Here is a 13164-nt window from a genome sequence, read left to right on the forward strand (position 1 = left end):
GGTCTCACTCCTAAGTATGATAGTCAGCGTTTATGTGAATATAATCATGAGTTAAATCGCACGTCCAAACAGTTGCTTGGCTACCGCCTAGATTCAAATCAACACTGATCTCAATATCTTCAGCAGATAATATTTTTTTAGCTAATCTTTGACTAAATTCATTGAAAGCGCCGTGTTTGCATGGTTGTACTGAGCCGAATTTTGACTCGAATAATATATCGATTTGCTCTGGAATAATAGATGTGACGCCGCTATTACCAACGGCTGATATGATGCGACCCCAGTTAGGATCCTCGCCAAAGATAGCTGTTTTGACTAAATTGGAAGTTGCGATGGCTTTTCCAACCGCTTTAGCATCTTGTTGACTCATTGCTCCTAGTGTTTTAATTGTAATAGATTTAGATGCGCCTTCTCCATCTTGAGCCATCATCTTAGCAAGATCAGCGCAGACTGTTGTGATTAAAGATTGCAAGTGATCCAAGTTCTCATCGGATAAAGCGATTGTTTTCTCCCCAGTAGCACAAAGAAAGACTGTATCATTCGTACTTGTGTCCCCATCAATCGTCATACTATTGAAAGATAAATCAACGGCTTTTTTCAAAAGTGTGTACAACGTATCTTGGTCACATGCGATATCTAATACAATGTATGACAACATAGTACCTAAGTTAGGGTGAATCATGCCTGAACCTTTGGCTACGGCACCTATATGGACTGTTTGACCATCAATGTCCATGGAATAAGCAGTCTCTTTTGGGACAGTATCTGTAGTCATAATGGCCGTAGCAACTGAGTGACTTGAATCAGATTGTAAAGACTCAACTAGCCGCTCCATATTATCATCAAAGGGCTTAAACTCAAGAGGCGCTCCAATCACGCCTGTAGAACTTACAAGCACTTCATGAGGTGTGATATCTAATTCATTTGCTAGCAATTGAATCACTTTGTGCATTGTCGTTTGACCACTGTCACCATTACAAGCATTCGCATTCCCACTGTTGATTAAAATCGCACTAAATTCACTGTACTGACTCAACATGTGCTGCCCATAAAGTACTGGCCAGGCTTTAACTAAATTTTGGGTGAATACACCTGCTACAGTCGCCTTATTAGGAAAATAAATTAAAGCGAGGTCATTCTTACTTGCGTCCTGTTTGAACCCTGCATGAATTGCAGTGCTTTGTACATTAGTGACGGCTTGCAGACCATTGTTTGAATACTTCATTGTGTCTATCTCCTTTAATATGAATTAAGGGGTCATCCCTGAATGAGTTAAACCCGTTGTCTCTTCAAGATCGAACATCAAGTTCATGTTTTGAACTGCTTGACCAGATGCGCCTTTGACTAGATTATCGATGACTGAAAAGATAATAATACGACCAGTTCGCTCGTCGAGTTTAACTTGTATGTGACAGTGATTTGATCCCCGAACAGCTTTTATCGTCGGTAACATATCTTCGTCTAATAGGTGTATAAAGGCTTCGTTGCCATACTTCGCTTCAAATATCTGACGCAAGTCTGCTTCGGTCACTTTAGACGATGGTTGTGCATAAATTGTTGAAAAGATTCCCCGTTCAGTCGGTAGTAAGTGGGGGGTGAATTGTACTTGGATAGTTGAACCAAACTGAGATAACTCTTGTTCAATCTCAGGAATATGTCGGTGACCCAACGGGTTATAAGCTTTAAAATTATTTCCAGCCTCACTGAGTAAATTATCCACGTTTGCGCTTCTGCCTGCACCACTGATGCCGGTTTTACTATCGATAATAATTGAAATAGGGTCAATGACTTGCGCTTCAACGAGCGGTGAAAGAGCCAAGAGAACACTGGTTACAAAACAACCAGGATTAGCGACAATGTTTGCAACTTTTAGAGCATCTCGATTGAATTCACTTAAACCGTAAACTGCAGTGTTGATTAATTCTGGTGCTGTATGTGTCACTTTATAATGTGTTTCAAAAGTATCTATATCTAGTATCCTGAAGTCAGCCCCTAAATCAATAATCTTGACTTGGTCCCCGAGCTCTTTAGCAAGAGTCATAGAATGTCCATGGGGAAGGCAGATGAATACAACATCACTATCTGCTCGAATCCGTTCAATATCCAATGACACGAACGCTTTATCTTTCAAATAACCCGTTAGAAAAGGGAAAAGATGCGATAATTTTTGACCTACTTGTTTTCGAGCAGTTAAGTGTTCTAGTCTTACTTCAGGGTGATTTATAAGTAACCGTATCAACTCTGACCCGGTATAGCCGGTTGCACCAATAATACTGACATGAATCATGTTTGTTCCTCCTTATTGTATAAAAAAAAGCACACCCATCTCTTGTTAGAGACGAATGTGCATCCGTGGTACCACTCTAGTTTGAAAATCAATGCTCACAAAAGATTTTCCTTAGGGGAATGATAACGTTATTCAAACGAAGATACCTATATATCTTTTTTCAAAAGTGCGGTTCAATTTATCTTACATATCGGACTTTCACCCTCTCCGACTCGCTTTGAATCCAATAAATTTACTCTCTTTTGAACGAGAAAAAAATATTATAAACTTGGAATAAATAAGTTCCCGTTTGTTGCAGCCATGATGGCTTTGATTGAATGTAATCTGTTTTCACCTTGATCAAATTGTTTAGCATACGATGAGCGGAAAACTTCATCCGTAACTTCTAATTCAGTTATGCCAAATTGTTCAGCGATGTTTACACCATTTTGTGTGTTTTTATCATGATAAGCTGGCAGACAATGTAAGAATATCGCATCATCATTCGCGAGTTTGAATAAGTCCTGCGTGACTTGGAATGGCTGTAATAAGTTGATACGTTCTTCAAAGAGATCTTCTTCACCCATCGATACCCAAACATCTGTATATATCGCGTCGCAATCTGTTACGGCAGCTTCAATATCATCCGTTACAGTAATGACCGCTCCCGATTCTTTTGCATAATTTTGAGCTTCTTTGACAAGAGCTTCATCCGGGAAAAGTTCCACTGGGCTGGCAACCGTATAGTTCACACCTAAGATAGCGCTCGTAATCATTAAGCTGTTGGCGACATTATTTCGTCCATCACCACAATAAACTAAGTTCAAGCCTTTTAATTTATTAAAGTTTTCTTTCAATGTCATAAAATCCGCGATCATTTGAGTAGGGTGCCATTCGTCTGTTAATCCGTTCCAGACTGGAACACCTGCATGTTTCGCTAACGTCTCAACGTCAGCTTGTTTAAACCCTCTAAACTCAATACCGTCATACATACTCCCTAATATTTTTGCGGTGTCTTCAATGGATTCTTTCTTACCCATCTGCATGTCTTGGACACCGAAATAGTCTGGTTTCGCTCCCAGATCACTTGATGCAACCGAGAAGGCTGCACGAGTACGTGTTGAAGTCTTTTCAAATATCAGACAGATATTTTGTCCTTTTAAGTATTCATGTGGGATATTCTTTTTCTTTAAAGTCTTTAAATGTATTGAAAAATCAATTAGATAATTTAACTCCTTAGCGTTAAAATCAATTTCTTTTAAAAAACTCTTTCCTTGAAACATAGCTTCATCTCCTTAAAATTATTATAAAAATGTTTTAAAAAAAGCCCACCTCTAAATTATAGAGGCGGACGGATCCACGGTACCACTCTAATGATGGCGTACTTAATACATACATCCAACACTTGAAGTTATAACGTAACGACCGTTCTAAGCTACTTAATTCACCGAGAAATCCAAACAATGCGGTTCACAAATGCTTAAGGTAGCTCTTTCAGAAATCGTCTACTCTCTGTTCTTAAGGTAATTTGTTACTCTTTGCTTCATTGACTTAATATATTTGTTGATTATCTTATATTTATCGAGAGGCAAAGTCAACTAAAAGATTAAAAATAAATAAGATTATTTACTATTCACTCATTTTAATCTTAACTTAAACGATTTTCATCAAATACACGAATATTAAAAACATTCCATATAAAATCGTATTCATTATGTGTTGCTAATCTAAACATATCGTGTATAATTCAATCAAGTAATATCTTTAACTAGCGTCCTGTGAGGCGAAGAAGGTATGTTCAACTGGTATCTCTATTAGAGGACCTCTTCTTTTCGCATGCACGCGTTTAAGGAGAGGTCTTTTTTTTGGGAGGTTAAACAATGGTAAAAGTAGTTATGAACGAAATGGAAATGAACCGAGCTTTGACACGTTTAGCGTATGAGATGATTGAGCATCACAAAGGAATCGAAAATATTATTCTTGTAGGTATTGAAACAAGAGGGGTGCATCTAGCAAAACGATTAGGTAAACGTCTAGAAGAACTTGAGGGAAAAGTCCCGGTCGAAGCAATTAACATTCAAGCTTACCGTGATGATGTCAAGCACACAGCTGAGAAACCCGCTGAAGCGATTGATTTAACAGGGAAAAAAGTAATATTAGTCGATGACGTTCTCTACACAGGAAGAACGATTCGTGCTGCCATGGATGCTTGTATGGACCGAGGACGACCGTCAGAGATTTCACTCGCGATATTAGTAGACAGAGGTCACCGAGAGTTACCTATCCGTCCAGACTATATCGGTAAGAACATACCTACTTCGAAAGAAGAACGTGTCAATGTTCTTGTCATGGAGATTGACGGCAAAGATGCTGTCCAACTATCATAAATTATCAATTGATTTTCACTTTAATTGGATCCGAGAGACCATAAGCGAAAAGGCCTTTATTTAGGTGCGCTTAGTCTTCGGGACTTGGCGCACTTTTTTTTGTAGGGAGGAATAGTATGAGAAATTTTTTATCCGTAGAGCAGTTTCAAAATAATGAATTTTTAGACTTAGTTAAACGTAGTATTGAATTTAAGGATGGCCGTGCAAAGTACAAGAGTGATGCGACAGCTGTTAATATGTTCTTTGAGAATAGCACACGAACAAAACATAGCTTTGAAATGGCCGAACATCGGTTACAAATGCATCAAATAAATTTTGATGTTGGAAGTTCTTCCGTTAAAAAAGGAGAGAGTCTATATGATTCAGTCTTAACGATGGAAGCCATTGGCGTCGATGTCGCTGTGATTCGCCATCCAGACCGTCACTATATGGATCAATTGATGAATTTAAAGATCCAAATTATCAATGCGGGAAGTGGGAGTGGTCAACATCCATCGCAGTCGTTACTTGATATGATGACGATTTATGAAGAGTTTAAAACCTTTGAAGGACTTAAAGTTGCAATCATTGGAGACTTGGTTCATTCTCGTGTAGCCATGAGTAATATGACTTTACTCAACCAATTAGGGGCAGACGTTATCTTTGCGGGTCCAGACGATTATTTTGAATCGACTTTCGAACAATATGGAACACGCATGAGTATTGATGAAGCGGTTAGGGAAGCAGATGTTGTGATGATGCTTCGAGTTCAGCTTGAGAGACATGGGACCGATGAAGAGCAGTTCAAGAAAGCAGATTATCACGCTCGATATGGACTCACACGAGAACGGTACAAGACGATGAAAGACACGGCAATCATCATGCATCCGGCACCAGTGAACCGAGATGTTGAATTAGCTGATGAATTAGTTGAGTGCGAAAAAAGCCGCATCGTTCAACAAATGTCGAATGGGGTTTATGCACGCATGGCCATATTAGAATGGGTATTAGAAGGGAAAAGATTATGACATTACTTTTGAAAAACGGACGTATTGTGAGTAAAGAGAATCATTTAGAGTTAATCGATATTCTTATTAAAGATGGAGTTATTGCCGAAATGGGACAAAACTTAAAAGGTGAAAAAGTTATTGACCTTGAAGGTAAGTTACTCGCACCCGGTCTAGTTGATATTCACGTTCATTTTAGAGAGCCCGGTTTTACTGATAAAGAAACAATACAAACGGGCTCAAAAGCAGCAGCTCGTGGGGGAGTGACGACCGTTTGTGCGATGCCAAACACGAATCCAATCCCAGATACGAAAGAAAGATATCAAGAAATTCAAAATATTATTGATCATGATGCTGTTGTAAAAGTGCATCAATACGCTCCGATTACTAAAGAGTTGAGAAGTGATACGTTAGTCGATATGAAGGCAATGGATGCTTTTGCGTATACAAATGATGGTGTAGGCGTTCAAACAGCAAAAACAATGTATGAAGCGATGGTCTTAGCGGAAAGTTTAAATAAACCAATCGTCGCTCATACAGAAGATGAGAGTTTATTGTATGGCGGTGTCATGCATGAAGGTGTACGCAATAAAGAATTAGGCTTGCCTGGAATTATGGGGATTGTTGAAAGCTCTCAAATAGCTCGAGATATTCTCCTTGCGAAAGAAACAGGCGTTCATTATCATGTCTGCCATGTTTCGTCAAAAGAATCTGTCGCGGCAATCAGAGAAGGCAAACGACAAGGTGTGAAAGTTACGGCAGAAGTAGCACCGCACCACTTGATATTGAATGAATTAGATATAGTGAGTGATGATGCGACATTCAAAATGAATCCACCTTTACGTAGCCAAGAGGATCAACAGGCTCTCATCGAAGGACTCTTAGATGGTACGATTGACTTTATAGCAACGGATCATGCTCCGCATACGTTCCAAGAGAAAGCCCAAGGCTTTGTAAAATCGCCCTTTGGTATTGTCGGAATTGAAACGTCCTTTGCATTAATGTATACCCACTTTGTTATGACAGGCGTGATGAGTTTAGAGTTTTTAATCCAGCGAATGAGTCATATTCCAGCATCTTTATTCAAATTAGATGCAGGCGAATTAGCAATCGGCCAACCAGCTGATATTTCAGTGTTTGATCTAGATAAGGATTATACAATTCAACCGGATGACTATGTATCCAAATCAAGTAACACACCGTTCAATGGTACGACAGTCAACGGAATGTGTGTATTAACATTAGTAGATGGTAAGGAAGTTTGGAATAATTTATAAGCGCTTGGGAAGAAGCAAAAATCATTGAGGAGAGATAATATGAATCGTTTGGAAGTTAATTTACCAGGTATAAACTTAAAGAATCCAATTATGCCAGCATCAGGTTGTTTTGGATATGGTGATAGTTTTGCAAAACATTATGACTTAGGCATACTCGGTGCATTGATTATTAAGAGTACGACTCTTGAAGAACGTATTGGTAACCCAGCCCCACAATATGTACATAGAGATAGAGATGTACTTAATTCAGTCGGATTAAAAAATCCTGGCGTTGAAGCTGTGCTACAGGAAAAATTACCATACTTAGAACAATTTGATGTGCCAATTATTGCGAGCGTTGCGGGGTCAACTGAAGAAGATTATATCGAGATGTGCCAAAGAATAGGAACAGCTCCTAATGTGAAAGCCATTGAGTTGAATATATCATGTCCGAATGTCAAAGAAGGGGGCGTCGCTTTTGGTACGGATCCAGAAGTGGCAGCGCGTTTAACTCGCCGTTGTAAAGAAGTGACTCACTTGCCAATCTATGTAAAATTAACACCTAACGTGACAGATATCGTCCAAATTGCTAAAGCAGTTGAAGAAGCAGGTGCTGACGCAATCTCAATGATAAATACTATCACGAGTATGGCTTTTGACCTTGAATCACGCAAACCAATACTGGGTAATCTCACTGGTGGTTTATCTGGGCCAGGGTTGAAACATGTTGCTTTAAGAATGGTGTATCAAGTGTCACATGCTGTGAACATTCCGATTATTGGCATCGGGGGTATTTCTACAGTAGAAGATGTTCTTGAAATGTTGATAGCTGGAGCATCAGCCATCCAAATTGGAACAGCTAATTATGAAAACCCATTAATCTGTAAACAAATCATCGATGAATTGCCACAAAAGTTAGAAGAGTTGGGAATCGAATCTATTCAAGCACTGATTGAAGACGTTCAAAGTAATCGAATCTAATATTAAGTTTATGGAGGGAATCCAGGTTGAATTCTTCGAAGACGATGATTCGGACGATGACGAAGAATAAATTTAATAGTAAAAGAGGTGTCATTGATTGAGAAATCACTGGCACCTCTTTTTTTGATTGTATGCATTTATTTTACAGAATCAATCGATTGATACCCAGTTTATTAAGTATAACTATACTGATTTAATTGCATCGTTAACTTGTGAGTCACCGGATAAGACTTCGAATTCTTTCTTGATTGTATTATCATTTTCTAAAACAGCAACTAATGCTCTGGCAACATCTTGACGAGGGATTTCATTGATTTCTTGTCCCATGCCAACTTTAATATTTCCTGTTCCAGATTCATTCACTAACACACCAGGATGAACGATAGTCCAGTCTAAATTAGTTCGGTTTTTTAACCATTCATCTGCATAATGTTTTGCGATTGTATAGATTTTTAATGAATTATCTTGATCAATTTCTTCACGCCCCGTACGGAATGTACTGACCATAACAAAACGCTTAACGCCAGCTTGCTCTGTGGCAATCATTGATTTTATTGCACCGTCAAGATCAATCTTAATAGTGTCATCATAACCGCTACCTCCAGCACCTGCACTAAATATAACTGCATCCACGTCTTTAGCCGCTTCTGCTAATTCATCAACTGAGTTTTTTGTTAGGTCTAGAAGAACTGTTTCGATTCCACGTTCTTTAAAGAAACTTGCTTGTTCAGCCTTACGTATCATCGCTTTTTCTTGAATGTTTTCATGATCTTTTACCAAATCAGCAAAATGTTTAGCAACCTTACCATTTGCACCTATAACTAATACTTTCATTAAAAAACTCCTTTCGAATGACTATTGAGCTAAGTATTTAATCATCATTCATCTTAACAGTATCTAAATTTGAGTTCAAAGAATTGGATTATATAAATAAGGATATAGTTCTTTGAAAAACAAGTATAACTAGTCTTATTCCAGTGAGAGTGATTCGCTAACCTTAGCGGCATCAAGTGCCTCGGAAAAGGGCGATCTTATGATTACAGCGAATGTCCTACTAATAGGAAAAGATGCGACTAACTTCTGCTGTAACAACGAATGACTCGAGTTCTAATAAAGGGCCTTTTATGTTAAACTATTCAAGTATGAAAAAAATTACACGTGAAGAAAGGGAGTATTTTGTGCAGTTAGAAGCGTCATTACAGGAGCATTTTGGTTATTCAACTTTTCGCCCTGGGCAAAAAGATATTATAAATACGATATTATCTGGACAAGATACTGTAGGTATTTTACCAACAGGTGGGGGTAAGTCAGTTTGTTACCAACTTCCAGCATTAATATTGCCTGGATTAACTGTCGTCATCTCACCACTAATCTCCTTGATGAAAGATCAAGTAGATACATTGACACAACAAGGTATTCAAGCGGCGTATTTAAACTCGACCATTTCAAGTGAAGAGTTTCAAGATATTATCCAACAATTACGCGATAGAACACTAAAGATGTTGTATGTTGCTCCAGAGCGTTTGGAGAATCCAAGTTTCCAAGCGTTTTTGAGCAAGCAAAATATATCACTGTTCGCGGTAGATGAAGCACACTGTGTGTCACAATGGGGATTTGATTTCCGGCCGAGTTACCGTAACATTACTCAGTTTATAAACCAATTACCTCAAAGACCACGTATTGCAGCCTTTACAGCAACAGCGACGAAACGGGTACAAGAAGATATTGTTGCTCAATTAGAATTGGAACAACCGGGTGTGTTCATTAATTCGTTTGACCGACCGAATATTAAGTTCACAGTATTGGAGCCTAATAACCGATTAGTCACTTTACATAGTTTAATTAATCATGACGAGGCCATCGTTATTTATGCAAGTACACGTAAACAAGTAGATAAGTTACATCTAGAACTCAAGCAACAAGGTTATGCGGTAAGTAAGTATCATGCGGGGATGGAACATAATCAAAGACAACATGCTCAAAATGAGTTTATCAATGATGAAAGCAATATAATCGTGGCAACAAATGCATTTGGTATGGGGATTGATAAGACTGACGTTCGTAAAGTGATACACTTTAATCTACCTAAAGATCTGGAAAGCTACTACCAAGAAGCTGGGCGTGCGGGTCGAGATTCGTTAGATGCCGAGGCAATTCTTTTGTATCATTCACAAGATATTATGACGAATAAGTTCTTGATAGCTCAAAGTAATGATGAATTAGCGCACCGACGCCTTGAGGTCATGATTCAATATGCGAGTTTCACCGGATGTCTAAGAAACTTTATCTTACGTTATTTTGGGGAGTTTCCAAAAGATGCATGTGGGAACTGTTCAAATTGCCTTGGAGAGATGAAGCAAATTGATGTGACTAAAGAAGCCCAAATGGTTTTATCTTGTATGCTTAGAATGAAACACCAGTTTGGAATGACGATGATCATTGATGTTTTACGTGGGAGCCGTAATCAAAAAGTTCTAGACAATGGGTTTGATTCTTTATCAACGTATGGCATTATGAAAACATATTCTGTGCAACAAATCCGAGATATTATCTCGTCGCTCTTAGCTTACCAATATATCGGAGTCACGGAACACCGAGGGTTATTTGCGACAGAAGCATCAAAAAAGCTTCTTATGGGTGAAGCGACATTAACAATCAAAGAACGCAAATATCTACAAGCTACCACAACATCTTCAACTCGCTCAGCGTCTAAGAATGTTAACCAAGATCTTTATGAGCAATTACGTCAAGTTCGTACACAACTTGCTCAAGAAGAGAGCATGCCAGCGTATATTATCTTTTCAAATAAATCGCTTGAAGATATGGCAAGTAAAATCCCTAATAATTATGAAGAATTTCTTCAAGTTGAAGGGGTTGGGTCAGTGAAAGCTGAGAAGTATGCCGGTTATTTCTTGCCTGTAATTCAAGAATACACGTCTGCGAATCCATCAGCAAAAAGTCAAGTGGCTACTCAAGAGGATGAATCACAACGAGTGGCATCGAATAGACAAAGTTTAAGTGGGCAATCGAGTTATTCTCAAAGTGCGAAGTATGCTGAACGAGGTCTAACACCATATGAGATTGCGATTGAACGAGGGATAACTGAATCCACTGTGTTGTCGCATTTGACGCAAGCTGCGGAGCAAGGAGATCTTGAAGAGTTTGATGCGGATGTGTCATCATATATTAAGAATCAAATCAAACAAGCAATCCGAAGCGTAGGAACCGATTCTTTGAAAGATATCAAAGAAGCTTTACCTGAAAAGATAAGTTATGAAGATATAAAATACGTCCTCATTGACTACTTAGTAAATAATATTTAATAGAAAGCACGCATATAGAGGGCTATAAACCCTGAATACGCGTGCTTTTATTGTTCTGTTGCTAACTTTTTAAATTGAGTTATGGGACTTTTACCTCTTTTTAATTATTCGGAATCACCGCAAAAACTTCAGCTGGGAAACCAGGTGAGTCTTTAATATGTGGAACCGTAACAAAGATGATGCCACCAACGGCAGGGACTTGATCTAAATTAGCTAATAATTCTACTTGGAATTTATCTTCAGCCAACCAATAGTATTGTGCGTCTAAGAAACCTTGTTCAAAAGCGTCAACACCACTATCTGTGTTTAAAGTCTCATGTCCAATTGCAGTTATTTTACGTGTACGACTTAAGAATTCTAAAGCTGGAATTGACCAACCGGGTGTGTGTTCAATCCCTTCGTCATCTTTATTCACGAATGCCTCTGGGTCATCAAAGCGTTTAAACCAACCACTTGAGAAGGCAACAAAACTACCTTCAGGAATTTGGCCGTACTTTTCTTCAAATTCTTGGATGTCTTCGACCGTTACAGCATAACCTGGATTCTCTTTCACTTTATCTTCTAGATGAATAACGTAAAGAGGTAACACACGTTCATTTTGTGGGATATCATCTAAAGTTCTCTTCCCCTCAGCAAAATGACTTGGTGCGTCAATATGTGTTCCGTGAGAAGAACCAATAGTATATTCAAGTGAATGAACACCATCTTGTTCCATTTTTGAAATTTGATTCTCTTGAAGTGGGTTAAAAGTATGATAAATTGGAATTCGATCATTCACTTCATGAGTTAAGTTAACCCATTTGTAACCTTTCAAATCTAGTAGTAATTGATGTAGTGCATGCATTTGTATCACTCCTATGATTGTTATTTACTTAATTTTACTGATTAAAAATGATAAAATCAATGCAAACGCCATCATTGAGTAAATCAAAGGAAAAGGAGTCACATTATGACATATTTAAAAGTTGAAATATTTGTGCCAACAAGCTATATTAAAGAATTAATTACAGCACTCAACCAAGCTGGGCTGTTGAAAGATGGGAATTATGATTATTGTTATTCATACACACCTGTCAAAGGTCATTTTAGACCCCTTGACGGGGCGAAGCCTTTTATAGGGGAAGTTGGTGAAATCGAAGAGGTTGATGAGTTGAAAGTTGAGTTTAGAATTAAAGCTACTGATAAAGAGCTTGCGGAGTCAATCATTCTTGAGAAGCATCCTTATGAAACACCTGTGTTTAATTTTATTGAGTTGGTTTAAAAAATGAGAAAATGTTCCTGGAAAATTTGCCAGGATAAAAAAAGGCTCAACAATGTGGAAAAAATTACCACAATTGCTGAGCTTTTTGTTACTTTACTACTTAAATACGTAATCCAAAACTTCAACGGCTTGATCCAATGTCTCAACAGTCACATTCGCTTTATTTGATAACTCTTTAAGAGAATGAATTAATTCAGAAGGTCGTACGATTATCAAAGGTTTGTTTTGGTTGATGGCAGTTGTTGCGTCCATCGCTGTATTCCATTGACGGTATTGATCACCGAATAGTGCTATAACAAGATCCGCCTTATTCATTAGAATTTGAGTACGGAAATTATTAATATCTGAGGCAGCATTATCACGGTAATACTTATTAGGTTGTTCACCTAAGATTTTTTCACCAATGGCATCCGATGCATCGTGGTCTGTTTGAGGTGCCACAAAGTCGATATCTAACCCCTTAGCAACAGCTTTCTCCTTTAATTCTTCACGCCAGTTATCATGAATTTGACCAGCTAAATATACAACTAATTTCATATTTATACCCTCCATTTAATTCTATCATATCGAAATAGCGAAAGGGTTGCTAATAATATACTCAAGATTTTTTAAAAATAAGGAAACAGTTGTGTTAACTATGAAACAGCGGATTTAGAATAGAAAAATGTTAATTATAATAAAAATGGTTGACAATAAAAGGCTTT

General features: G+C 38.1%; 12 protein-coding genes. 6 read left to right on the plus strand and 6 right to left on the minus strand.

The features are described 5' to 3' along the window. Positions 1-10: 10 nt before the first annotated feature. From argJ to argF, 3 genes are all read right to left on the minus strand, one after another. Positions 11-1225: a bifunctional glutamate N-acetyltransferase/amino-acid acetyltransferase ArgJ gene (gene argJ, locus HYQ40_10175; protein ID MBZ6528130.1), complete on the minus strand. Its 1215-nt coding sequence runs from the start codon at positions 1223-1225 to the stop codon at positions 11-13. Between the two features lie 24 nt (positions 1226-1249). Next, the gene (locus tag HYQ40_10180; GenBank protein MBZ6528131.1) at positions 1250-2287 is read right to left on the minus strand and encodes an N-acetyl-gamma-glutamyl-phosphate reductase; all 1038 of its coding nucleotides are present in this window, start codon (positions 2285-2287) and stop codon (positions 1250-1252) included. A gap of 260 nt (positions 2288-2547) precedes the next feature. Then, positions 2548-3549 (minus strand): ornithine carbamoyltransferase, encoded by a 1002-nt coding sequence (argF, locus tag HYQ40_10185; protein ID MBZ6528132.1) that lies wholly within the window; start codon positions 3547-3549, stop codon positions 2548-2550. 597 nt (positions 3550-4146) lie between these two features. Between argF and pyrR the strand changes: the two genes are divergently transcribed. From pyrR to HYQ40_10205, 4 genes are all read left to right on the plus strand, one after another. Further along, positions 4147-4653 (plus strand): bifunctional pyr operon transcriptional regulator/uracil phosphoribosyltransferase PyrR, encoded by a 507-nt coding sequence (gene pyrR, locus HYQ40_10190; GenBank protein MBZ6528133.1) that lies wholly within the window; start codon positions 4147-4149, stop codon positions 4651-4653. Between the two features lie 116 nt (positions 4654-4769). Then, complete coding sequence (locus HYQ40_10195; GenBank protein ID MBZ6528134.1) at positions 4770-5660, plus strand: aspartate carbamoyltransferase catalytic subunit; 891 nt, start codon at positions 4770-4772, stop codon at positions 5658-5660. Beyond that, positions 5657-6916, plus strand: coding sequence for a dihydroorotase (locus HYQ40_10200; GenBank protein MBZ6528135.1), 1260 nt, complete (start codon positions 5657-5659; stop codon positions 6914-6916). Before HYQ40_10195 ends, HYQ40_10200 begins: the two co-directional genes overlap by 4 nt. A gap of 39 nt (positions 6917-6955) precedes the next feature. Beyond that, the gene (locus HYQ40_10205) at positions 6956-7876 is read left to right on the plus strand and encodes a dihydroorotate dehydrogenase (GenBank protein MBZ6528136.1); all 921 of its coding nucleotides are present in this window, start codon (positions 6956-6958) and stop codon (positions 7874-7876) included. A 183-nt stretch (positions 7877-8059) separates the two neighbouring features. On the opposite strand, the gene HYQ40_10210 is transcribed toward HYQ40_10205, so the two are convergent. Then, on the minus strand, positions 8060-8710 hold the full coding sequence (locus HYQ40_10210) for an SDR family oxidoreductase (GenBank protein MBZ6528137.1): 651 nt from the start codon (positions 8708-8710) through the stop codon (positions 8060-8062). Between the two features lie 233 nt (positions 8711-8943). On the opposite strand from HYQ40_10210, the gene recQ reads away from it, so the two are divergent. Beyond that, positions 8944-11199 (plus strand): DNA helicase RecQ, encoded by a 2256-nt coding sequence (gene recQ / locus HYQ40_10215; GenBank protein ID MBZ6528138.1) that lies wholly within the window; start codon positions 8944-8946, stop codon positions 11197-11199. Between the two features lie 100 nt (positions 11200-11299). On the opposite strand, the gene HYQ40_10220 is transcribed toward recQ, so the two are convergent. Beyond that, positions 11300-12043 (minus strand): cyclase family protein, encoded by a 744-nt coding sequence (locus tag HYQ40_10220; GenBank protein MBZ6528139.1) that lies wholly within the window; start codon positions 12041-12043, stop codon positions 11300-11302. Between the two features lie 105 nt (positions 12044-12148). Here HYQ40_10220 and HYQ40_10225 point away from each other — a divergent pair, with 105 nt between their 5' ends. Continuing rightward, entirely contained in the window at positions 12149-12460 is a 312-nt protein-coding gene (locus HYQ40_10225; GenBank protein ID MBZ6528140.1) for a hypothetical protein, read from the plus strand. 96 nt (positions 12461-12556) lie between these two features. Here the strand turns inward: HYQ40_10225 and HYQ40_10230 are convergent, their stop codons facing one another. Then, the gene (locus HYQ40_10230; protein ID MBZ6528141.1) at positions 12557-12997 is read right to left on the minus strand and encodes a YtoQ family protein; all 441 of its coding nucleotides are present in this window, start codon (positions 12995-12997) and stop codon (positions 12557-12559) included. Positions 12998-13164: the final 167 nt, after the last annotated feature.

The organism is Aerococcaceae bacterium DSM 111021, from assembly GCA_020112395.1.
Taxonomy (GTDB): domain Bacteria; phylum Bacillota; class Bacilli; order Lactobacillales; family Aerococcaceae; genus Ruoffia.

What these genes read in the sequence shown, in the direction of transcription:
- recQ (MBZ6528138.1), top strand. Translation starts at nt 8,944, where the DNA reads ATGCGACTAACTTCTGCTGTAACAACGAATGACTCGAGTTCTAATAAA.
- HYQ40_10225 (MBZ6528140.1), top strand. Translation starts at nt 12,149, where the DNA reads ATGACATATTTAAAAGTTGAAATATTTGTGCCAACAAGCTATATTAAA.
- HYQ40_10210 (MBZ6528137.1), bottom strand. Translation starts at nt 8,710, where the DNA reads ATGAAAGTATTAGTTATAGGTGCAAATGGTAAGGTTGCTAAACATTTT.
- HYQ40_10180 (MBZ6528131.1), bottom strand. Translation starts at nt 2,287, where the DNA reads ATGATTCATGTCAGTATTATTGGTGCAACCGGCTATACCGGGTCAGAG.
- pyrR (MBZ6528133.1), top strand. Translation starts at nt 4,147, where the DNA reads ATGGTAAAAGTAGTTATGAACGAAATGGAAATGAACCGAGCTTTGACA.
- HYQ40_10195 (MBZ6528134.1), top strand. Translation starts at nt 4,770, where the DNA reads ATGAGAAATTTTTTATCCGTAGAGCAGTTTCAAAATAATGAATTTTTA.
- HYQ40_10220 (MBZ6528139.1), bottom strand. Translation starts at nt 12,043, where the DNA reads ATGCATGCACTACATCAATTACTACTAGATTTGAAAGGTTACAAATGG.
- HYQ40_10205 (MBZ6528136.1), top strand. Translation starts at nt 6,956, where the DNA reads ATGAATCGTTTGGAAGTTAATTTACCAGGTATAAACTTAAAGAATCCA.
- HYQ40_10230 (MBZ6528141.1), bottom strand. Translation starts at nt 12,997, where the DNA reads ATGAAATTAGTTGTATATTTAGCTGGTCAAATTCATGATAACTGGCGT.
- argJ (MBZ6528130.1), bottom strand. Translation starts at nt 1,225, where the DNA reads ATGAAGTATTCAAACAATGGTCTGCAAGCCGTCACTAATGTACAAAGC.
- HYQ40_10200 (MBZ6528135.1), top strand. Translation starts at nt 5,657, where the DNA reads ATGACATTACTTTTGAAAAACGGACGTATTGTGAGTAAAGAGAATCAT.
- argF (MBZ6528132.1), bottom strand. Translation starts at nt 3,549, where the DNA reads ATGTTTCAAGGAAAGAGTTTTTTAAAAGAAATTGATTTTAACGCTAAG.